The following is a 22279-nucleotide window of genomic DNA, read 5'->3' as shown; positions in this document are numbered from 1 at the left end:
AGTTTGAAAAAACGATGAGGAACAGCAAAAAAGCCGCATAAATTGCATCCAGAGGAATCTAAATAAATGCATCTCAAAAAAAAATATCTGACGAAACAAAATCTCTAGTGTACTATTGCAATTCCAGGTAGCACTCCTGCAGGTAGAACTATTATCAATAACAAATTGGTGCTGGTAAAAAACTATATGCAAACGGTTTGGAATATTGATATGGATGTATTAAGAGCCAATATCGTAAACAGGAAAGCCAATTTAGGCACATTTGATCAGACAACTTTATAAGAAATTATATAATGAAAAGAAATTATTTTTTAGTTTTAATATCAGGTATGCTTTTATTCGCTGCTTGCGATAAGAAGAAAGATAGGATATTTGAAGATAGCCCAACAGAGCGATTAAACGCGGCTGTATTGAATGCACAAACCATTTTAAAAAGTAAACCTAATGGTTGGATTATGCAGTATTACCCGGGTACTAATGCACCATATGGTGGCGTAAATTTGTTTATGAATTTTTCTTCGGCTACGGATGTGAATGTTCAGGGTGATTATACTTCAAGCAATGTAACCAGCACCTATAAGGTGTACCCAGGGGCTGGTCCAATACTAACTTTTGATACCTACAATTCTATTTTAGCATATTTTGCTGCTCCTGGTGCAATAACAGGTTTAGTTAGTAATGATGGTGGTTTAGGTGGAGATTTTGAGTTTTTAGTTACAAAAGCTGATCCTGATTCTGTTATCTTAAAAGGTAGAAAGCGGGGTACAAAAATTGTTATGGTTCCTATGCCAGCTAATCCTACAACAGTTATTAGCGCTTACAAAACCGCGTGGCAAAGATATTATGCGCCAAAATCTTATAGGTTTGAAACAGCAACTGGAAATATAAATCTTGAATTTGGATGGTTTATGGAACTTGAATCTTTAAACGCGATTTATTCATTCAGAGTAACAACTACAGGTTTAGAATTATTATCACCAGTTGTCGTAAATGGTGTAAGCTTTAAAGAATTAACCTTTAAACCAGCCACAACGGGCTATCCTAACGGATATTATACAAATGATGCTGCAACAATAAAATTGGTGCCTATATTCTAATTGTCTTAAACAATAATTAAAATAGCTTACCAATTCGTAGGATTTATCAAACAAAAATCATATTATATTTAAATTTTACCCTCATTCTAAAAGAATGAGGGTTTTTTATGACATAATTTTTGCGACCCTCCATTCGTTTATCATTATATTTGTTGTGATGAAAAAGACATTGAGTTTTATCCTATTTTCAACTGCGTTTTTGTTGCTATTTGCCATTGATGTACAAGCTCAATGTGCTATGTGTACAATTAATGCTGAGCAAGGTGTAAAAAATGGCAACACGCAGGCTGCAGGTTTAAATACCGGTGTAATTTATTTATTGGTTATTCCATATTTACTTGCCACAGTTGTTGGCATTATCTGGTATAAAAAATACCGCAAAAAAAATGTGACACTTAATATGAAGTCTGAGCCAATAAATCTTAATTAAGATGGCTGTGAAAACTTCTAAATTGTATGCTATCATTCATGCAAAATGCCCCCATTGTCGCAGAGGCGATATATTTACAGGCAGCATGTATGGTTTTAACATTCAGCACACTAAAGAAGTATGTTCGCATTGCGGCCAAAGAATAGAAATTGAGCCTGGATATTTTTATGCTGCAATGTATGTAAGCTATGCGATGAATGTAATAGAAATGCTTACCGTGAGTTTCATTACCTATCTGGTTGTGGGTACATTAAAAGACGAAAATTTCTGGACCTACTTAATCACCATCTTTAGTGGATGTTTTATCTTTTATCCATTTAATTATCGGTATTCAAGAATTCTACTCCTCCACATACTATCGCCTAATATAAAATATAAACCTTATTACGATAATCCTTAACATTGCTATCATAGTTTTCTCTTAAAAATCAGATATGTTAAAAAAAGATACCCTTGCTTTTATTAAAGATGTTGCAGATAATAATAACAGAGAATGGTTTGCTGAGAATAAGCATCGTTATGAAGATGCAAAAACAGATGTTTTAAATCTGGTAGCGGAGATAATTCCCGAACTTTCTAAAATTGATCCTTTAATTTCTTCAGAAACTGATCCGAAAAAATCTTTATTAAGGATTTACCGTGATGTACGTTTCAGCAAAAATAAAGACCCATACAAAAACAACTTTGGTATTTGGTTTTCTGCAAAAAACAAAGGTGCCAATGGGCCTGGTTATTACCTGCACATTCAACCAGGTAAAAATTTTATAGCTGGTGGTTACTGGATGCCCGAAGCAGAACATTTAAAACTTATCAGACAAGAAATAGATTACAATTTTGGCGATTTTGAAAAGATTATAACTGACAAAAGTTTTAAAAAGAATTTCAAATTAGGTACAGCGAATGCCCTTAAGAACGCACCTAAAGGCTATGACCCTGCAGATCCGAATATCGAATTTTTAAAATTGAAAAGCTTTGAAGCCACAACGGAAATACCTGATGAGGAGTTTTTGAAGCCAACAATCGTTAATAAGTTAATAAGTTCTTTTACTACGGTTAATCCATTAGTTGCATTTTTACGCAATGCTATAGAACAATAGTTTTTCAATGAATTTAAAAGTTAAATTGCGACTTATAATCACAAAACAATAATGAAAAATACATTTTTTGCCTTTGCGCTCTTTCTTTTAGCTTCATCACTAACATCATGCGTAGTGCTTTCTCCAAAAAAGTATAAAGCTTTATTGGGTACTAAAGATTCACTTTATACCGCTTTTAACGAAGGTTTGATAAAAATAGAAAATCTGGAGAAAGAAGTTAATAAACTAAAAAAGGATACTACAATGCTTGGCGAAGATTTGCGTGATTTGCAAGGTCGTTTTTCTGAAACAAACGCAAATTTTAACAAGTTAAAAAATAATAGTTCAACAGAAATAACTAAACTATCTGGCGATTTAGCTGCAAGAGAGAAACGGTTGAAAGAAGTGGAAGAAGTTTTACGCAAACGTGATGAGGCCACCAATCAACTAAAGGAAAAGCTACAGCAGGCATTGTTGGGTTTTACTAAAAGTGGTTTAACTGTCGAAATTAAAAACGGTAAGGTTTATGTTTCATTAACAGATAAACTTTTATTCCCCTCTGGTAGCATAATAATTGATGAAAAAGGTAAGCAGGCATTAACAGAACTTGCAAAGGTTTTAAAGCAACAACCTGAAATTAATATTTCTGTTGAAGGACACACAGATAATCAAAAAGTAAATAATCTCGGACAGATAAAAGATAATTGGGATTTGAGTGTTTTGCGTTCAACATCTGTTGTTCGTTACTTAACAGAAAATGAAAAAATTGAAAGTGTAAGGATGACCGCAACCGGAAAAGGAGAATTCCAGCCTTTAGGTGCAAATACATCTGCCGAAGCGAGAAGTAAAAACAGAAGGATTGAGATTGTTCTTTCTCCAAAACTAGATGAATTATATAATTTGATAAAGTAATCTTAAAATTCTTAAGCCCCGATAGCCATCGGGGCTTTTTTTGTGATCACAATTCATTAATCACAACCTTTTCTAGCCAGATTAAATGAAATCTTTGTAATTTTCGCCTGAAATCTATTTTATGAAACTAAAAATACATCCCAACATCATTTTTCGAACACCGAAATTTTCTTATCTGGCTAACCTTGCCGATTGTTGGGATGAGCTTAAATTAGCAATCTCTATTTCATCTTCAGCTTTTTACGAAACCATTAAAGATGTAGAGGCTAAAGATTTAGATAGTTTATCGCCAAAGATATTTTTTACGGTTTGGAAGTATTTTAATCGTTCAAAATTTCGTTCAACACCTTATGGAACTTTTGCCGGTTTTAGCATTTTAGAAAATGGTTTTAATAGTGCCAGTCAAAATCTAATAGTTGTTAAAGAGCAACAAAAAATACATGAATTTATCGATTGGCCGGAAAAAAATAATGTACAGTTTTCAATCAACCAGTTGCTGGAAAGCAATTACTTAATCTTTGCTAATAGCAGTTATTACTTTACTTCAACAAGCATAAGATACATTGCCTGCGCTGATGGCTTATTTGAACTTGCAGAAATTGATAAGGATGACTTCGTTTATAAAATATTGTTAACATGTAAAAATCCTATACGTATAAATCAATTATTAATAGAGCTTAGTACTTATGAGGTAGGTAGGAACGACATAATCTCATTACTTGAAGACATGCTATCGCTGCAATTATTACTTAGCGAAGCTGATCCGAATATAATTGGAGAAGATTATTTTAAAAGGGTTGAATTTAATCTTTCAGAACAAGCACCTAAATATTTAATTGCTGAACGAAATGTAATTAATGGCGGAATAAATGTTAATCAGTTTAATGCCGTGCCTGGTTTGATTAATATAATGCAACGTATTCAGCCGATTGAAGTTAAGGAAGCACTTACAAATTTCACAAATAAATTCAGAACCAAATTTGAGCAGCGGGAAATTCCATTATCACTGGCGTTAGATCCTGAAATGGGTGTAGGTTACGATGAATTAGAGCAAGCAGGGGAGGATGATGATTTTGTTACTCAATTTCGCGGTAAAAAGCTGACCAAAAAAGGGGATTGGACTGATAAACTCAAGGATAATTTTAAAAAACTCTTTTCTGTAGAGGGATTCAAATCGAATAATGTTATTCAATTAGATGAACTTGGGATTACTTTAGCCGAACAGCCAACCAAGATCCCTAATTCCTTTAGCATGTTGTTAACCTTGGTAGATGATTTAGTTTGTGTAGACCAAACAGGCGGCAGCACTGCAAATGCTTTGAGCGGTCGCTTTACGCTGGCTTCCGATAAGGTGCTATCACATTGCAAATCAGTTGCAGAAATTGAACAAAATGCCAACCCAGATGTACTTTTTTTCGATGTTGCCTACATGGTTGAAACAAATGTTGACAACATAAACCGCAGAAAACTGGTTTACGGGAAGCAATTGTCTATCTTGAATTTTGATACCTCTGATGAGCCATTAACATTAGATGATATTTTGCTTTCTGTACACGGAAACGAAGTTGTTTTAAAGTCAAGAAGTTTGAATAAGCGGTTGATACCACGAATGGCTTCTGCGTATAATTACAGCCGTTCTGATTTATCTGTTTTCAGATTATTATGCGATTTGCAGCATCAAAATATTCAAACCAATTTAACTTTATTCTTGGAGCAACTCTTTCCCGATTTAAAATATTATCCACGAATCCAATACCAAAACATTGTTATTGCCCAACAAAAATGGCAAATTTTTAAAGTTGAAATCGAATCGCTAAACGTAAATGAAATCAGAAATCACTTAAAACTAATTGGGCTAAACCGATACTTTAAATGTGGCCTTTCCGACCAAACATTGTGCTTCGATATTGATAATGATTTGGATTTACTTGCTTTTCAATCTTATATGCAAAAGCAAGATAAAATCTATCTCGAGGAGGTGTTATTACCAACGCATGGTGCTGTTATTGATGAACATAATAAACCTTATTTGGCTCAAATTATTCTAAATCTTTACCACGAAGAAAATATTTATCAAGGGGTAAATGGTTATGCAATAACTTCAGAAAATAATGTAAAGCAATTTTTCCTTCCGGGAAAAGAATGGTTGTATTTTGAGATTTATTGCCATCAGCAACGTTCTGATGCTTTATTGGCAGGGCCAATAGCACACTTTCTTCAACAATATGATACCTACATTAAAAAATGGTTTTATATTAGGTATAATGAAAATGGATACCATATTAGGTTCAGGATTCAACTAAACGATGAAAAAGATAATCACATGCTCACTTCAGCATTTTCAGATTATCTGGGTGATGATGTTGCAAGTGGTTTGGTTTCTGATATACAGATTAAGATCTATAAAAGAGAAACTCAGCGTTATGGTAACGATATTATTGAAGAGGTAGAAACACATTTTAAAACAGATAGTGATTATGTGATATCCCTTCTAAATGATAATAAAGATGCTTTAAGTAAATATAAGTATTGTGCCGATATCGTCGAAATTATTCAAAATTCAAATGTTTTAGAAGATAGCCGCATAGCTGAAATTGTGAAATTAATGTCTGATTCTTTTAATGATGAGCATAATTTAGAACCTGCAGACTTTAAGAAACTAAATAATCAATATCAAATTTATCGCAAAACGGATATTCAAGGTCTAATTGATGAACAGAAAATACGGTTTAATCGTTTTGCAGCATCGTTTATATCCACATTAAAAAGTGTAGATGAATCGAGAAGAGGCCAGTTATTTAGCGATCTAATGCACATGCATGTAAATCGCTTGTTTAATAAAGAACAGCGGACACAAGAAATGATTATATACTACTTTCTGTTAAAAGATGTTCAGCGTAGAAAAGCGATGAATAAATAATATTGATTTAGATAATTAAATATTTGCCGCTTGATTTAACCCTGCCATTGGATTTTCAATATCTACCCTTATTTCTGTAAAATATCTATTGGTTTCATCTTTATAAAATTTGAATGAGTATCTATCTTTATAGAAGTTATTAAGGCGTTTATCTATGTTTTCCATACCTACATGATGACTCTCCACTTCTTTTTTCTTCACATCATTTATCATATTAATAGTTGTGATAACTAAATTTTTCCTATCGTAGTTTATTTGCACAATACAAGGCTGCACAGAATGTGTAATGTTGCCATGTTTAAACATATTTTCAACTAAGGTTAACAATATAAGTGGCGGAAATCTTAGTCCAAATAGATCATCATTTACCTCAAGATTAAAGTTTATCGTGTTTGCAGTACGTAATTTATGCAAGTTTATTAGATGTTCAATTTGCTCAACTTCTTCACTTAATGGCACTAATTCTGAAGCCTCAGGACGTTTTAATGCATACCTCATCATTTCTGATAAGTTCATAATCGCATCAGCTGCTAAAGGCGCTTTTTTCCTTGCATCATTGTAAATAAAATTTAAGGTATTAAACAGAAAATGTGGATTTATCTGACTACGGAGGAAATTGTTTTGAGATTGTACTAAATCATTTTCTAAAGCTTGCTTTTCGATTTGGTTAATTAAATTTTGTTTTTCAAGTTTCTGAACCCTTCTTCGTTCTTTGATAGAATTTAATAAGAAAACGTAACCTGAACTGAAAGCTATAAAATATAGTGCTCTCCAAGTAACTCTCAATACGTATATACTATTGAACTCAAGTTTTGGTCTTTCAGGGTGATAATATATTGTCGTAGAAAGTAAGTAGTCTACCGGGTATGAAATGGCTAAGCATAAAATTATTTCTAATATCAATAAAGGTATATAAAGCCAATTTTTGAAATTAATATTTCCATTCATTAACTTTTGAAAAAAAGTAGCATGAAAATAAAACAGACCAATATTGAGGGAATAGTGAAATAAATAACTGCCGACATCTCCTAATCCCTTATTTACGATTGATGTTATAGAAACCTCATATATAATAAAAATAGCCCAAGCTTTGACATGGATATGATTTTTAGTATACCAGCTTTTAATCTTCAGAATGTTCATTTAAATGGTTTTTATCTACTAAATAGGGGGTTTTATCTGTAAAAATAACGGGTTCATGTAAAAATTTCGCATCACCTTCTTTTTCGACGCACCTTTACATCAGTTAATCGAAACGATAGCAAATTACTTAAAAGCAATAAATATATATACTATGAAAGCGCAAATCACTACAAAATTAAAAAAGAATACGGCATTTGTTTACAAAAATGTTAAATCTCAAAACAACTTTAGCACAGACCCAACTGCAAATACAATTTTAATGACTCAATCTTCAATGTCTAATATCTTCAACAAGTAATCATATGAAAACTCAAAATATCAAATTAAAAAAGAACGTTGCATTTGTTTATAAAAACGTTAAGTCTCAAAACAACTTCAGCACAGACCCAACTGCCAATACAATTTTAATGACTCAATCTTCAATGTCTAATATCTTCAACAAGTAATCATATGAAAACTCAAAATATCAAATTAAAAAAGAACATTGCATTTGTTTATAAAAACGTTAAGTCTCAAAACAACTTCAGCACAGACCCAACTGCAAATACAATTTTAATGACTCAATCTTCAATGTCTAATATCTTCAACAAGTAATCATATGAAAACTCAAAATATCAAACTAAAAAAGAACACTGCATTTGTTTATAAAAACATTAAGTCTCAAAACAACTTCAGCACAGACCCAACTGCAAATACAATATTAATGACTCAATCTTCGATGTCTAATATCTTCAACAAGTAAGAGTTTACAACTTAAAATATCAAGTTAAAAAAAATCTAAACTCATTTAAAAAAGCGGCAAGTCTTAATAAAATTCAATACCGAAATTTAAATGATAAACCAATCTCCATCTAACATTAGTCATAAATAAGCCATTGAGTATATGTTAGTATTGATTTCTTGACGGGAAAGCTAGTTTAAACATTGTAAGAATAAAATTAATTCTTATAATTGTGATGTCACTCCTTTAACCTAATCAAATGAACTTCAAGCCAAATACTCAAATCAAAAAGAAGACGATTTTTATCTTTAAAAATATCAAATCTTCAGATTTCTTTAGCACGGATCCAACTGCTAATACAATACTAATGACACAATCATCAATGTCAAATATATTCAGCAAATAGTTTTAACTTCTTCCGGATTTTAATAAGCTACTTTGAATATAAGCAAAGAATGCCTCTTTGTATCCTTCTCCAATCTGAATCATTTCATTATTAACTAAACGTATAATATTGCCATCTACTTTCTTAATAGCTGCTTTAGCAACGATATTAGATTTGTTTACACGTATAAAGGCATGATTTTCCAAAGCCTTTTCTATTTCCTTTAAGGTTAGATATGTGGTATTTGTTTCGGTTTTCGTTATTATTTGAATATAATTTTGTAATGCCCTTATGTACAAAATATCATCAATCAAAATATTAGAGAAAGCATATTTATGATCTCCTTTAATGTAAAGCGCAGCAACCTGTTCAGTTTCTTTCGCTGCATTTTTAGCATTATTTGCTTCCTTCTTTAAAATTCTGTCTATCCCAAGCGCAAATTTTGCGAAAGATATTGGTTTAAGCAGATACTGATCTGATTGCACATCAAATGCCTGTAGCGCATAATCTGGATGTGCGGTAGTAAATATCAAATATTTCGCCTTTTCGCGAATATTTTTAGCTAATTCTAAGCCATTTATTCCTGGCATATCAATATCCATAAACAAAAGATCAATCTCATCGCCCACACTAATCTCCGTTAAAGCTTGTACCGGACTGGTAAAAGTTTTAAAAACCGTTAAGCCAGGCATTTCGGCTATGTGGTCAGTTAGAACCTCGATAGCATGCTGCTCATCGTCAATAACAACGCATTTTAAATTCATGATGTTTTACAAAGTGTGTTTGGAATGATTTTAACGCAAGTTAAATAAAAAAAGAATTCCTTCATATAGCTCGTCTCAAAATCTTTTTCTGGCCTAAACGCTTATCAATTTTGGCTTTGATGTAAAATTTTGGGTAGTTCGTGTAAAAAAATAAGAGCTTTTAGTTGTTTTATCAATATTAGTGATGTTTGCCAAAAACGAATAATTGTTAGAAGATTCATTTTCTAGCAGTTAACAACATTTACCCATCCCTAATTATGTATGGCCTTTAGAAATTTATGTTTTTAAGGCGATACAAAACAGGGAAATTTGCAAAAATAAAGAAGAACATATAATTAAAAATTTGATTATGGAACTTAAAGACGAAATTGGAGAATTTGCAGTTAGAATTAAGAAAATGCTTCCGCAAGTTCAATCAGAAGATTTGACAAGAAACGCATTGGTTATGCCTTTCATCCAAATCTTAGGTTATGATGTATTTAATCCATCTGAAGTACAATCTGAAGCAGTTGCAGATTTCGGAGTGAAAAAAAGCAAAAAGGTAGATTACACTATTATGAAAGATGGTGAACCAACTATCCTTGTAGAATGTAAGCACCATGCCGATAATCTTGATATCAACGATTCTCGCCTGTCAAAATATTTCCGTAAAACTAAGGCTAAGTATGGTTTGCTAACCAATGGTTTAGACTATCGTTTTTACACCGAGAAAATGGTTAAGAGCAAAAAAAATCAGGAACCTTTGTTTGAGTTCAACATTAAAGACATGAAAGCTGCAACAATAGCTAAGCTTTTAGAAGAACATAAAGATTACTTCAACGTAAATAAAGAAAATAATATTGCTGTTTAGCAAAAAAGCCTCTAAAATTTTAGAGGCTTTTTTGGCATTAAATAATCTTAAGATTATCTATTAAATTAATTCTACGCTTCTGCTCACAAATGCAGTTAACTCTGCACCAGTTAGCATTCCTTGAGCCAATAAAGCCAAGTCTACTGCTTGTTTTGCCAGGTTACTTTGCTCTTCACCTTCGGCTTTTAAAATTTTACTTACCAATTTATGATTTCCATTGATAGCAACTTTATAGCTATCCGGTATTTGGCCATAAAAGCCCATTCCACCGCCCATTGCCGCCATGTCTTTCATTCTACGCATAAATTCATCCATAGTAATGGTAACAGGTAATTCATCAGGATTTAGCGCAACAACTTCAACCTGCATTCCGGCTTTTGTAATTGCTTTTTCAAAAATTGATGTCACCTCTTTAACCTGCTCTTCGCTTAAAACATGCTCGTTCACTTCATCTTTTTCAATCAGTTTATCAGCTACGCTAGAATCAACACGTTTTATTGATGTCTTTTCTAATTTCTGCTCTAATTGTTGAATGAAGTGATTATCAATCGGAGAATCTAAAACTAAAACATCGTAATCTTTTTTGTTAGCCGATTGTATAAAAGCATCTTGTTTCGATGCATCATTTGAATACAAATAAACTACTGTTCCATTTTTGTCTGTTTGCAATGGAGATACTTTATCCTTGTATTCATTTAGCGTAAAAAGTTCGTTTTTGGTATTCCCAACTAAGGCGAAATCTTTAGCTTTATCGTAAAATTTTTCTTCACTAATCATTCCGTATTTAACAAAAAGACCAATGTCTTTCCATTTATCTTCAAATGATTTACGGTCTTTAGCAAATAATTCTGCTAATTTATCAGCCACCTTTTTAGTGATGTAATTATTTATTTTTTTAACATTGCTATCTGCCTGTAAGAAGCTACGCGAAACATTTAAAGGGATATCCGGTGAATCAATTACGCCATGTAAAAGCATTAAAAATTCAGGAACAATGTCTTTAACCTCATCAGTAATAAATACTTGGCGAGAGTATAATTTAATTTTGTTGCGTTGCATTTCAAAGTCGTTTTTCAACTTAGGGAAATACAATACACCGGTTAAATTAAATGGATAATCAACATTTAAGTGAATCCAAAATAAAGGCTCTTCACTAAAAGGATATAATTCGCGGTAAAAATTTAAATAATCCTCGTCTGACAAATCTGCAGGAGCTTTCGTCCAAATCGGATTGGTTGTGTTAATGATGTTATCAACTACAACATCCTTATATTTTTTCTTTCCTTCTTCATCTTCACCATCTTCTTCTGATTCTGTTTTGGTACCAAATTTAATCGGAACAGGCAAAAATTTAGCGTATTTATCTAATATTTCCTGTAATTTAGATTCTTCTAAAAACTCTTCAGAATCTTTGTTAACATGCAAAATAATATCTGTTCCACGAGTAGTTTTGGTGCCTTCTGTAATTTCAAATTCTGTACTACCATCACAAACCCAACGAGCAGGTTCTGCGCCATCCTGGTATGATAAAGTCTGTATTTCGACTAAATCGGCTACCATAAATGCAGAATAAAATCCTAATCCAAATTTACCTATAATCTCGTTTGCGTCTTTAGCATCCTTAAATTTCTCTACAAATTCGCTTGCACCAGAAAATGCAACCTGGTTAATGTATTTTTTAATTTCTTCGGCAGTCATACCCAAACCATTATCGCTAATGGTTATGGTTTTTGCTTCTTTATCAACTGCTACCTGAACCAATGGTTGGCCAACTTCGCCGTTAAACTGCCCTAACGATCCTAATCTTTTTATTTTCTGAACAGCATCAACTGCGTTAGAAACCAACTCACGAAGGAAAATTTCGTTATCTGAGTATAAAAACTTCTTAATTATTGGGAAAATATTTTCCGTGTGTATCGATATATTCCCTTTTTCTTGAATGCTCATATGTAAATAAATTATTTAATCTCTTGGTACCTAACAAGCAATGTTCCAAACCAATTTATTTGACAAATTGACAGAAAGATATAAAAATCCGGAGTTTAAAAATTTGGAAAGCAAAGCCTGTTTTTCAAATAATGTTAGTCCCGCTTTACACTTTAGCCCCGAGAAAATCGGGGGCTGCCGTTTCAATCGGGTTTAAATTGAAAGCACATCATCAAATTGAATTTTTCAGCAAAAAAAAGCCGGCATAAACCGGCTTCAATAATTTTTAGAATTATCTTAATTCATTAAATATGTTTCATCTTGTTCTAAAGATAATATCTTACTTATTTTTTTCAAAAGAACATCCATTTGGAAAGGTTTTGATAAGAAATCATCCTGACCATAGTTTAAAGTTGTAAAATCTTTCTGGTCATATAATCCAGAGATAAGTAAGATTGGAATTTTTGATGTGCTGTCAATTGATTTTAGTTGCTCGCACAATACACGGCCATCAATATGACCTAATGATATGTCAAGCAAAATCAAATCAGGCTTAAAGCTTTCTATTCTATTAAAAACTTCTTCACCATCAAGAAGTGCCGAAACTTTAAATCCACCTATTTCTAATATCAACTGAATGGTTTCTAAAACCTCTACGTCATCATCAACTACCAGTATTCTCTTCATATTATTTATGCATTAAACGCTTTTATAATTATAACAATATGTTTATTGTTATGTTTATAATCTTTTTAGATTTTATAAATGTGAAAAAGCAATTAATTTACCGCTTTTACTATACCTTCTTTATTTAAAATATAGTTAAAAAGGTCTTCAATTGGTTTTTGCAAAATCTTGCCGGTTTCTATTCCATTTTCAGCTAATACACTTTTTAAAGTGTTTTGATAGTAGTAGGCAATTGAACCAACAAAGTGGCAGGGGAGGGATTTATAGTTTGGATAATCTTTAACATTTGTATCAACAAACTCCTGAAAACCTTTTCTTAAAATTTCCTGGATAAAGGCATGCTCCTGGTTATCAGCCATAAATCGGCTAAAGCCGGCCAGGTATATGTTTGCGAAAGGTTTCTGATAAATATTCGTAATAATCTGTTCCTTTTCTACTGGAAATGCCTTCTTAAATGCTGCTCGTAAATCTGCTGGCATCTTATTATATAGAAAACTTAAGAGCACTTTTTTGCCGAAGAAAGTACCCGAACCTTCATCGCCTAAAACATAACCCAAACCATGGTGCCCGTCATGGATTTTTTTTCCATCAAAATAGCAAATGTTAGAACCAGTACCTAATATGCAATTTAACCCTTCAGTATCGCCGCATGTTGCGTAAACAGAGCCTAACAAATCGTGTTCTACTGAAATAAAAGCATTTTTAAAAATTGCTGATAACCCGTTAGATACCACCTCATGCTTATCGGGCGAGGAGCAACCTGCACCAAAAAAATATATTTCGGTTACTTCATCTACTAAGGGTGCAATTATTTCGTTTTTTGAAATGATGGTTGTTATTTCCTGCTCATTTAAAAAGTATGGATTAATACCTTGAGTATTAAATTTAATCACTTTACCATTAAAATAACCCATCCAATCTGTTTTTGATGAGCCGCTATCTGCAACAAGTATCATGGCAATAAATATAAAAATTAATTAGATAAATCTATATTTCCGGTAATCTCTTTTAAAATGGTTTCGGCAATTTTAGCTTGGTATTCCATTTCTATATATCGATTTTGAGCATCAATAGAATTTCTTTGAGCTTCTCTTAACTCTAATGGCGGGATGCTACCTAATTTATATTTGGCTAATGTAATTTCAAGATTTTCTTTTGCAATATCAACATTTTTCTGCTCCAACTTCACTAAATCAAGATAAGTTATGTAATTCTGATAAGCCGTTAGCAATTGAGAGCTAATATCGAGTTTGGTTTTGTTTAGGTTTAATGTAGAATTATCAATCTCTATCTTGGCGTTACGTTCTTGTTGCCGTTGCAAAAAGCCATTAAATATATTCAAACTTGCAGTTACCCCATAAGTAAAACCATTGGCGGCAAATTTCTGGTTAAACCCTGTTGGGCTTGTGCTATTTGTTCTGCTATAGCCAGAATTTAAACTTACTACAGGATATCTTGCACCCTTAATCGATTTAAGATTTAACGATGCAACTCTTTGATTTATAAAAGCATTTTGAACATTAGGATTTTGCTTTTCTGCAAGCTCTGCAAGTTTGCTATATACTAAAGTGTTATCAATAGCTACATCATTTGCGGCCGTAAATGTTAAATTAACATTTCTCGCCATAATTTGGTTTAGCCTAACTTTTGCTACTTGCAAAGCATTGAGTTGTTGTAAATAATTTGATGTATCTGCATTATAATCAACCTGTGCAGTAAGTACATCCAATTTAGAACCTCTGCCTAATTGTAATTTTGTTTTTGCAATCTGCTCTCTAAAAACGGAAACATCAATTGCACTATCTGCAGCGACCACTAATTTTTGTTGTCTTACAACATCATAGTATGCAGTTATTACATCAGCAATGGTTGTTAAAATGGTTAAGCGAGAATTTAACTCGCCTTGTTTTTCAAGTTCTTTTAACCTGTCATAATTTGCAAACATGGTAAATCCATCAAAAACTGTCCAGTTTAAATCTGCACCTAAGTCGTTATTTGTACTTCTGGCTCCGGTAATTACTCTATCGGGGCCTGTTGCCGGCGTTTGGCGGGTATTTTGGCGGCTTCCTCCGTTTGAATAAGTTCCGGTTAGGCTTGGCAACATACCAGCATTACCTATGTTGGCGTTATTTTTTGCAATATTAATATTGTTCTTGCTAATTTTTATATCGTAATTATTTTGCATTGCAATAGTTATTGCATCTTGCAAAGTGAGCATTTCTTGCGCTTTAGCAGTAAAAAAAATGCTCAGTAACAACACAAATAGATTTATTTTTTTAATCATTTTGTTTATTTTGATGCTGTCTCCAAAGCTTCATGTTCGTAACGTTCTGCTTCTTTTAAGTCTTTATTTGGTTTGTAAGGTTTAGCCCAGTAAGAATATATGGCAGGGATTACAAATAAGGTTAAAACCAATGAAAACATGGTTCCGCCAACAATTACGGTTCCCATACTCATTCTACTTTTTGCTGCTGCACCTAAGGCCATAGCAATTGGTAATGCGCCAATAGCAATGGCTAAGCTCGTCATTAAAATTGGGCGCAAACGAGAAACAGATGCTTCGCGGATGGCTTCAGGAATAGGGATTCCCTTTTCTTTTAGCTGATTTGCAAATTCTACAATTAAAATCCCGTTTTTGGTTACCAATCCAATTAGCATGATTGTTCCAATCTGGCTAAAAATGTTCCAGCTTTGACCGCATAACCATAGCGATAAAAATGCACCTGCTACAGCCATCGGAACGGTTAAAATAATAATTACAGGATCTTTAAAGCTCTCAAACTGAGCAGAAAGGATTAAATAAACCAAAAGAAGCGCTAATCCAAAAGCAAAAAAGGTATTGGAAGAACTTTCCTTAAAATCTCTAGATTCACCACTTAAATCGGTAGAAAAGGTTTCATCTAACACTTTGGCTGCAATATCATCCATTGCGTCAATTCCCTCGCCAATGCTTTTTCCTGGCGCTAAACCAGCTGAAACTGTAGCCGAAATAAAACGGTTGTTTCTGTATAATTGCGGCGGACTGCTTTCTTCTTTCGCAGTAACTAAATTATCTAGCTGTATGAGTTCGCCTTTATCGTTTCTAACGTAAACTGAGCTTAAATCTAAAGGGTCTGCACGGTCGGCTCTATCAAACTGGCCAATAACCTGGTATTGCTTCCCGTTCATAAAAAAGTACGAAAATCGTTGTCCGCTTAAGCCAAGGTTTAAAGTTTGCGCAATTGCAGAAATAGAAACACCAAGATTTTTGGCTTTATCTCTATCTATGGTAAGGTTAATTTCTGGTTTATTAAATTTCAAGTTAACATCAGATACAGTGAAAGTAGGATTCTTTGCCACTTCATCCATAAACAATGGCACTTTCTCTCTAAGCTTTTCGAAATTTTGCGCTTGGATAATGTAACTCACAGGTAACCCGCCTCTACGACCAACAGAAATGGTTGGCTGCTGATTTACAATCGTTTTACCTTCACTATATTTTTTAGTGATTTTGGTTAGCATATCTGCAATTTCTTTCTGCGTACGCGTTCGCTCTCCCGGATCTACTAAACCCATTCTAACAAAACCAGAGTTTGTTGAACCTGCGCCACCAAATCCCGGAGAAGTTATGGTAATGTTTACGTTTTTCTCCGGAACAGAATCAATTATCATCTGATTAATTTTCATTATAAATTTATCAGTGTATGTAAAAGAAGAACCTTCTGGAGTTGATACGTTAACATTTATGGCACTTCTATCATCATAAGGCGCTGTTTCTTTTGGTAAAATTTTCCAGAATAAGAAAATCATCCCCATACACACCAAAATAATTGGTGCAGCTAACCATCGTTTATCTAAAAATTTGTTCAGGTTCGATTCGTAAGCATCATTTAACTTTACAAAATATGGCTCTGTCCAATTGTAAAATTTAGATGGTTTATGCCCGCCTTTTTTCATCAGGTAAGCATTTAACATTGGCGTAAGGGTTAAGGATACAAAAGCCGAAACCAAAACAGCAGCGCCGATAACCACACCAAATTCCCTAAATAATCTTCCAACAAAGCCTTGTAAGAAAATTACCGGAAGAAATACCGCAGCAAGCGTGATGGATATAGATATTACCGCAAAAAATATCTCGTTTGAACCTTTAATAGCCGCTTCAAAAGGCGACATGCCTTCCTCAACTTTCTTAAAAATGTTTTCTGTTACCACGATACCATCATCAACAACCAAACCTGTTGCTAAAACAATGGCAAGTAAACTTAGTACGTTTATCGAAAATCCGAAGGCGTACATGATGAAGAATGTAAAAATAAGGGATACCGGAATATCAATTAATGGTCTGAATGCGATGCCCCAATCCCTAAAAAACAAGTAAATAATCAATATTACAAGAACCAGTGATAAACCAATGGTTTCAGCAACTTCAGTTACCGAACGCTTAATGAAAAGCGTAGTATCTAAAGCAACTTTCAGCTTAATATCTTTCGGAATGTCTGCTTTTAGCTTATCAAAACGTTTATAAAATTCTTTGCTGATATCAAGATAATTGGCACCAGGTTGTGGGATAATGGCAACAGCAACCATTGGTTTGCCTGATTCACGTAAAATGGTTTCTTCGTTTTCAGGACCTAAAACAACACTTCCAACATCTTTTAGCTTAACAACCTGATTGCTGTCTGATTTTAGGATTAAATTGTTAAACTGTTCTTCATTCACCAATTTACCTAATGTTTTTACGGTAAGCTCGGTAGTTGCGCCGGTAATTTTTCCCGAGGGTAATTCTACGTTTTCATTATCAAGCGCTGTAACAATATCTTGTGCTGTTAAACCATAAGCACTAAGCTTATTTGGGTCCATCCAAATACGCATTGCATATTTCCTTTGACCTTGAATTTGCACGCTACTAACGCCAGGAATGGTTTGAATACGATCTGCAATTACATTTTCTGCAAAATCACTCAACTCCAAAGTGTTTCTTTTATCACTCTGAATAGTCATGGATAAAATCGGGTCGGAGTTGGCATCGGCTTTACTTACAATTGGTAAGCCATCAATATCTCTTGGTAAATTTCTTGCTGCCTGCGAAACCTTATCTCTTACATCATTAGTAGCTTCCTCAATATTTTTATCAAGGTTAAATTCTATTGTAATGTTACTTGTACCCTGATTACTTGATGATGAGATGTTACGAATACCATCAATCGAGTTTATAGATTTCTCTAACGGCTCTGTAATCTGCGATTCGATGATATCAGAGTTTGCCCCTGGGTAAGAAGTTCTTACCGATACCACCGTTGGATCGATAGACGGGTATTCTCTAACCCCTAAAAAGTTATAGCCGATTACTCCAAACAGGACAATCAATAGATTCATCACTATTGCCAGAACCGGGCGTTTTATACTCGTGGTTGAAATGCTCATACTTAATCTTTTGCCAAACGAACTTTCACCGCAGAACCTTTCTTTAAAGACATAGAGCCGGTTGTTAAAACGGTATCGCCTGCTTTTAAACCTGAAGTAATAACAATGCTTTCATCCGTACGTGTTCCGGCTTCAACAGCAACTTCTTCGGCTTTTCCATTTTTTTGAACGTAAACAATTTTTCCTTTTAAAACCGGAATAATAGCCTCATTAGGTACTAAAATAGCATCTTGTAAAGTGCTGAGTGCCAATTTTATCTTTGCAAAAGAACCCGGTAGTAATTTATTTTCATTGTTTTGAGCCAAGGCTCTGATTTGTAAAGTACGCGTTGCAGCATTTATTCCCGGTTCAATGGCGTAAATCTTTCCAATATTTAACGTTGGCGAACCATCTGTAGTAAAAGAAATATTTCCACCCATTTTAATTTGTCTTGCATATTTTTCAGGTACCGAAAAAGTAACTTTTACCGGGTTTGTACTAACTAGGTTCGCAATAACAGTTGATGGTGTTAGGTAAGTACCGGATGAAATATTCCTTAAACCAACACGTCCGCTAAATGGCGCTCTGATTATTGTTTTTGCCTGTTGTGCACGTATAAGTTGTGCCTGCGCCTGTAAAGATTTTAAATCTGCAAGAGAGGTATCGTACTCTTCCTGACTAATCGCTCCTTTTTCTAAAAGCTGTTTTGCCCTGTTTTCATTTGTAGCAGAAAGTTTTTGTTTGGTTAAAGCTTCCTGTAATTGCGCCTGAATATCTCTATCGTTAATTTTAACTAAAACTGCACCTTTAGAAACGTTTGCACCTTCGGTAAAGTAAATCCCGGTAACTAAGCCAGAAACCTCACTTTTTAACACAACTGATTCATTTGCCTCAATGGTTCCTGTTACCTCTAAATCGCTATCAAATGTTGTAGGTTTTACCACAATGCCTTCCACAGCCATTGGAGGTGCCGAATTACCATCTTTTCCTCCTTTAGCTGCACCAGAGGCAGCGCCACCTTTTCCTTCTAATTTTTTGTTTGCATTAATTCGGTAGTAAACCAGGTAAGCTAAACCCAGCGCTAAAACGGCGTAAAAAATATACCTTTTCTTCATTTTTCTTTTGTGTTGAGCCTTCTAAACATTAGTTAACTGTTTTAATTTAGAAAGCAGAGCGTAAAAATATCTATTTAGTTCTTGCTAAAAATGTTGTATTAAGGATGTTACAGCATATTTATTTTCTAATAATCCAACAATCATAATATTTCATCTATTGTTGCAATACTACTTTTAAGTTTTGCCCTATGTTAACGACAAACATTTAACAAGCAGGTTTAAATATGCACAATTATTTTACATAAGCAGATTTTGAGCAGTAAATTGATACTTTGAGATTTAACCACAATTATTTTACGACACAATTTGTAATTTAATTTTAATCCATCCACATAAAATATAAATTTGCGACAAAACAAATCTATATGTTTATCAAAAAGTCAATTTTAAATTTAGTTTTAATACTATTAGCGGTTATGGGAGCGAAGGCGCAAGTAAAAATAGGTTTTGAGGTTTCCTTTAAAGAGCCGCAAGCTCATTATGCCGAAGTTCAAATGAATATTTCGGGCTTAGCAAAAGATTATGTTGATGTTAAAATGCCGGTTTGGACGCCAGGTTCTTACCTGGTTCGCGAGTTTGAGAAAAGTGTTGAAGGATTTACAGCTTCAGCTTCTGGAAAAGCCTTAAAAGTAGAAAAAGTAAGAAAAAATATTTGGAGGATATTCTCTGCTAAGGCGAACAACATTAAAATAAACTATCGTGTTTATGCTTTTGAAATTTCTGTTCGTACACCATTTATCGATGAATCGCATGCGTTTTTATCGCCAACAGGAATTTTTATGCATCCGGCTGGGATGATTAAATCTCCGAGCACGGTGAAAATTATCCCGTTTAATACCTGGAGCAAAGTATCTACAGGCCTAACTCCTGTTGCTGGAGCACAATTTACTTACTCGGCACCAGATTTCGATTGGTTATATGATAGTCCGATTGAAGTTGGTAATCAGGATACATTCGAATTTATGGCTTCGGGCGTTCGCCATGAGGTTGCAATGTATGGTGGAGGTAACTATGATAAAGAAAAGTTAAAGGTTGATATGGCCAAAATTGTTGAGCAGGCTACAGCAGTTTATGGTGAAAATCCAAATAAATATTATTTGTTCATTGTTCATAATTTTAACCGCGGTGGCGGAGGTTTAGAACATTTAAATTCTACAACTTTAGGAGCAACCAGAAATGCTTACAGCACAGCTGCGGGTTATAAAGGCTTTTTAAGTTTAGTTGCGCATGAATATCATCATTTGTGGAATGTAAAACGTTTACGTCCGGTAGCTTTAGGCCCATTTGATTATGATAATGAAAACTATACAACTAATCTTTGGGTAGCTGAAGGTTTTACATCTTACTACGAAAACAAATACATGTTAAGGGCAGGTTTTGAAGATCCGAATGGATTTGTAAATGGTTTAGCAGCAGCAACCGCTACTGTTTTAAATACTCCGGGCGCTAAAGTTCAATCTGCTGCTTCATCAAGTTATGATGCATGGATAATTGGTTATCGCCCTAACGAAAATTCGAAAAATAATTCAATTTCTTATTACAGTAAAGGTGAAGTAATTGGTATTTTAATGGATTTGGAAATCATCAATGCAACAAAAGGCGCTAAAAGTTTAGATGATGTGATGAAAGCAATGTACCTGCAATGTAAAACATTAAAACGCGGTTATACTGATGCTGAATTTAAAGCAATGGTAGAAAAAGTTGCTGGTATTAGTTTTACAAATTTTTGGGAGAAATATGTGAATGGGGTTATTGATGCTGAATATGTAAAATACTTTGGCTATGCCGGCGTTAATGTTTCTACTGAAAATGCCACACCTGATAAGCCGGTTACAGGTGCAGCCGGACAATTAACCAATGATGGTTTAGCAGTTACCAGCACTACAAGAGGTTCTGCAGCTTGGGATGCTGGTTTAAATGTGAATGATGTAATTATTTCACTTGATGATGTTACCGTTGGTGATGCTTTATCAAATATTAAATTGCGTACACCAGCTGTATCTTTAGAAGCATTACCTATTGTTGCCAAAAAGAATATTGGCGATACATTAAAGCTTAAAGTTAAACGTGATGGAATTGAAAAAGAGATTACTTTAACACTAAAGGCTAATCCGAGTGTGCGTTTAAAAGCAACCATTGATGAAAATGCAACACCGGCTCAAAAAGCGGTATTGAAAAAGTGGATGGGAATATAAATTGATAAAATTTTTGACATAAAAAAACGCTCTGATAATTATTTACCAGAGCGTTTTTTATTTTGAATTAAGCTTAGAAAGTGAATCTAACACCTAAACCAATATCTCCACTATAGAAATCAGTATCAGGTGTAACTCTTAAAGTTGGAATCCAATCTAGTGATAAGTTGATCGGAGCGCCCTTAAATTTATAATCTAAACCTAAAACACCGTTAAGACCTAAGTAAATATCGCTTGAATCAAATGCTTTATTTTTAACAGAACCTACACTTGCACCACCACCATAGTACCATTTTAAACCTGGCGCACCACCAATTGGATTATAAACTTCGTAAAGACCGGTTAATTGAGCCCAGCTAAAATTACGGTTACTTCTGAAATTACCAATTAGCTCTAACTTAGTGTTTGAACTTAAAGCAGTTTTAAATGAAACACCGTTGTAGCTTCCAAAACGACCACCAATAGCATTTTTGTAGTCTTGTGCTTTTACAGATGTTGTTGCCAGAGCAAATAGAGCTGTGCAACATAAAATAGTAAATAATTTTTTCATAATGTGATATTTAATGTTTTTTTAAAGTAATATCTGCCTAACAACTTTAGTGCCGTTTATATTTTTTAGGTAAAAATTGTCTTTCATAAAAACAATGCTTGCATAGTAATAATGTATTTGCTAAGT

18 protein-coding genes are annotated in these 22279 nt (G+C 33.7%); 9 read left to right on the top strand and 9 right to left on the bottom strand.

The window, feature by feature from the left end:
- Nucleotides 1-293: 293 nt before the first annotated feature.
- The 6 genes from LUA86_RS15925 to LUA86_RS15900 all read left to right on the top strand — a co-directional run bounded on the left by LUA86_RS15925 (nt 294) and on the right by LUA86_RS15900 (nt 6435).
- A complete protein-coding gene (locus LUA86_RS15925; protein ID WP_231464538.1) occupies nt 294-1097 on the top strand; it encodes a DUF4302 domain-containing protein in 804 nt (267 codons plus the stop codon).
- Nucleotides 1098-1254: 157 nt separating this feature from the next.
- Nucleotides 1255-1527, top strand: coding sequence for a hypothetical protein (locus tag LUA86_RS15920; RefSeq protein ID WP_231464535.1), 273 nt, complete (start codon nt 1255-1257; stop codon nt 1525-1527).
- A gap of 1 nt (nt 1528) precedes the next feature.
- Entirely contained in the window at nt 1529-1927 is a 399-nt protein-coding gene (locus tag LUA86_RS15915; protein ID WP_231464533.1) for a DUF983 domain-containing protein, read from the top strand.
- 34 nt (nt 1928-1961) lie between these two features.
- Entirely contained in the window at nt 1962-2624 is a 663-nt protein-coding gene (locus tag LUA86_RS15910) for a DUF2461 domain-containing protein (RefSeq protein WP_231464532.1), read from the top strand.
- Between the two features lie 51 nt (nt 2625-2675).
- On the top strand, nt 2676-3515 hold the full coding sequence (locus LUA86_RS15905) for a flagellar motor protein MotB (RefSeq protein WP_231464530.1): 840 nt from the start codon (nt 2676-2678) through the stop codon (nt 3513-3515).
- A gap of 121 nt (nt 3516-3636) precedes the next feature.
- A complete protein-coding gene (locus tag LUA86_RS15900; protein WP_231464528.1) occupies nt 3637-6435 on the top strand; it encodes a lantibiotic dehydratase in 2799 nt (932 codons plus the stop codon).
- 15 nt (nt 6436-6450) lie between these two features.
- Here LUA86_RS15900 and LUA86_RS15895 read toward each other — a convergent pair whose 3' ends face one another.
- On the bottom strand, nt 6451-7578 hold the full coding sequence (locus tag LUA86_RS15895) for a sensor histidine kinase (RefSeq protein ID WP_231464525.1): 1128 nt from the start codon (nt 7576-7578) through the stop codon (nt 6451-6453).
- A gap of 151 nt (nt 7579-7729) precedes the next feature.
- Between LUA86_RS15895 and LUA86_RS15890 the strand changes: the two genes are divergently transcribed.
- Nucleotides 7730-7876 (top strand): hypothetical protein, encoded by a 147-nt coding sequence (locus LUA86_RS15890; protein WP_231464522.1) that lies wholly within the window; start codon nt 7730-7732, stop codon nt 7874-7876.
- 831 nt (nt 7877-8707) lie between these two features.
- Here LUA86_RS15890 and LUA86_RS15885 read toward each other — a convergent pair.
- Nucleotides 8708-9448 carry a LytTR family DNA-binding domain-containing protein gene (locus tag LUA86_RS15885; protein WP_231464519.1) on the bottom strand — a complete coding sequence of 247 codons (741 nt, stop codon included), beginning with the start codon at nt 9446-9448 and terminating at the stop codon, nt 8708-8710.
- A gap of 349 nt (nt 9449-9797) precedes the next feature.
- Between LUA86_RS15885 and LUA86_RS15880 the strand changes: the two genes are divergently transcribed.
- On the top strand, nt 9798-10298 hold the full coding sequence (locus tag LUA86_RS15880; protein ID WP_231464516.1) for a type I restriction endonuclease: 501 nt from the start codon (nt 9798-9800) through the stop codon (nt 10296-10298).
- Between the two features lie 60 nt (nt 10299-10358).
- On the opposite strand, the gene htpG is transcribed toward LUA86_RS15880, so the two are convergent.
- The 6 genes from htpG to LUA86_RS15850 form a co-directional block, all read right to left on the bottom strand.
- Nucleotides 10359-12245: a molecular chaperone HtpG gene (gene htpG, locus LUA86_RS15875; protein ID WP_231464513.1), complete on the bottom strand. Its 1887-nt coding sequence runs from the start codon at nt 12243-12245 to the stop codon at nt 10359-10361.
- A 276-nt stretch (nt 12246-12521) separates the two neighbouring features.
- The gene (locus tag LUA86_RS15870; protein ID WP_231464509.1) at nt 12522-12911 is read right to left on the bottom strand and encodes a PleD family two-component system response regulator; all 390 of its coding nucleotides are present in this window, start codon (nt 12909-12911) and stop codon (nt 12522-12524) included.
- Between the two features lie 92 nt (nt 12912-13003).
- Entirely contained in the window at nt 13004-13867 is an 864-nt protein-coding gene (locus LUA86_RS15865; protein ID WP_231464506.1) for an N-acetylglucosamine kinase, read from the bottom strand.
- Nucleotides 13868-13884: 17 nt separating this feature from the next.
- Complete coding sequence (locus LUA86_RS15860; protein ID WP_231464504.1) at nt 13885-15195, bottom strand: TolC family protein; 1311 nt, start codon at nt 15193-15195, stop codon at nt 13885-13887.
- A gap of 5 nt (nt 15196-15200) precedes the next feature.
- The gene (locus LUA86_RS15855; protein ID WP_231464501.1) at nt 15201-18314 is read right to left on the bottom strand and encodes an efflux RND transporter permease subunit; all 3114 of its coding nucleotides are present in this window, start codon (nt 18312-18314) and stop codon (nt 15201-15203) included.
- Nucleotides 18315-18316: 2 nt separating this feature from the next.
- The gene (locus tag LUA86_RS15850) at nt 18317-19408 is read right to left on the bottom strand and encodes an efflux RND transporter periplasmic adaptor subunit (RefSeq protein WP_231464498.1); all 1092 of its coding nucleotides are present in this window, start codon (nt 19406-19408) and stop codon (nt 18317-18319) included.
- A gap of 365 nt (nt 19409-19773) precedes the next feature.
- Between LUA86_RS15850 and LUA86_RS15845 the strand changes: the two genes are divergently transcribed.
- Entirely contained in the window at nt 19774-21603 is a 1830-nt protein-coding gene (locus tag LUA86_RS15845) for a M61 family metallopeptidase (protein ID WP_231464495.1), read from the top strand.
- A gap of 73 nt (nt 21604-21676) precedes the next feature.
- On the opposite strand, the gene LUA86_RS15840 is transcribed toward LUA86_RS15845, so the two are convergent.
- Nucleotides 21677-22153, bottom strand: a complete 477-nt coding sequence (locus LUA86_RS15840) for a hypothetical protein (RefSeq protein WP_231464493.1) — start codon at nt 22151-22153, stop codon at nt 21677-21679.
- Between the last annotated feature and the right edge of the window lie 126 nt (nt 22154-22279).

The organism is Pedobacter sp. Leaf132 (assembly GCF_920984695.1).
Classification (GTDB): Bacteria; Bacteroidota; Bacteroidia; order Sphingobacteriales; family Sphingobacteriaceae; genus Pedobacter.
This window is presented reverse-complemented; position numbering and strand designations above follow the sequence as displayed.

Bases quoted from the DNA above. Each gene is read 5' to 3' on its own strand.
- LUA86_RS15905 (WP_231464530.1), top strand. From the start codon at position 2,676: ATGAAAAATACATTTTTTGCCTTTGCGCTCTTTCTTTTAGCTTCATCA.
- LUA86_RS15855 (WP_231464501.1), bottom strand. From the start codon at position 18,314: ATGAGCATTTCAACCACGAGTATAAAACGCCCGGTTCTGGCAATAGTG.
- LUA86_RS15865 (WP_231464506.1), bottom strand. From the start codon at position 13,867: ATGATACTTGTTGCAGATAGCGGCTCATCAAAAACAGATTGGATGGGT.
- LUA86_RS15860 (WP_231464504.1), bottom strand. From the start codon at position 15,195: ATGATTAAAAAAATAAATCTATTTGTGTTGTTACTGAGCATTTTTTTT.
- LUA86_RS15915 (WP_231464533.1), top strand. From the start codon at position 1,529: ATGGCTGTGAAAACTTCTAAATTGTATGCTATCATTCATGCAAAATGC.
- LUA86_RS15880 (WP_231464516.1), top strand. From the start codon at position 9,798: ATGGAACTTAAAGACGAAATTGGAGAATTTGCAGTTAGAATTAAGAAA.
- LUA86_RS15925 (WP_231464538.1), top strand. From the start codon at position 294: ATGAAAAGAAATTATTTTTTAGTTTTAATATCAGGTATGCTTTTATTC.
- LUA86_RS15900 (WP_231464528.1), top strand. From the start codon at position 3,637: ATGAAACTAAAAATACATCCCAACATCATTTTTCGAACACCGAAATTT.
- LUA86_RS15850 (WP_231464498.1), bottom strand. From the start codon at position 19,408: ATGAAGAAAAGGTATATTTTTTACGCCGTTTTAGCGCTGGGTTTAGCT.
- LUA86_RS15910 (WP_231464532.1), top strand. From the start codon at position 1,962: ATGTTAAAAAAAGATACCCTTGCTTTTATTAAAGATGTTGCAGATAAT.
- LUA86_RS15885 (WP_231464519.1), bottom strand. From the start codon at position 9,448: ATGAATTTAAAATGCGTTGTTATTGACGATGAGCAGCATGCTATCGAG.
- htpG (WP_231464513.1), bottom strand. From the start codon at position 12,245: ATGAGCATTCAAGAAAAAGGGAATATATCGATACACACGGAAAATATT.
- LUA86_RS15870 (WP_231464509.1), bottom strand. From the start codon at position 12,911: ATGAAGAGAATACTGGTAGTTGATGATGACGTAGAGGTTTTAGAAACC.
- LUA86_RS15840 (WP_231464493.1), bottom strand. From the start codon at position 22,153: ATGAAAAAATTATTTACTATTTTATGTTGCACAGCTCTATTTGCTCTG.
- LUA86_RS15920 (WP_231464535.1), top strand. From the start codon at position 1,255: ATGAAAAAGACATTGAGTTTTATCCTATTTTCAACTGCGTTTTTGTTG.
- LUA86_RS15845 (WP_231464495.1), top strand. From the start codon at position 19,774: ATGTTTATCAAAAAGTCAATTTTAAATTTAGTTTTAATACTATTAGCG.
- LUA86_RS15890 (WP_231464522.1), top strand. From the start codon at position 7,730: ATGAAAGCGCAAATCACTACAAAATTAAAAAAGAATACGGCATTTGTT.
- LUA86_RS15895 (WP_231464525.1), bottom strand. From the start codon at position 7,578: ATGAACATTCTGAAGATTAAAAGCTGGTATACTAAAAATCATATCCAT.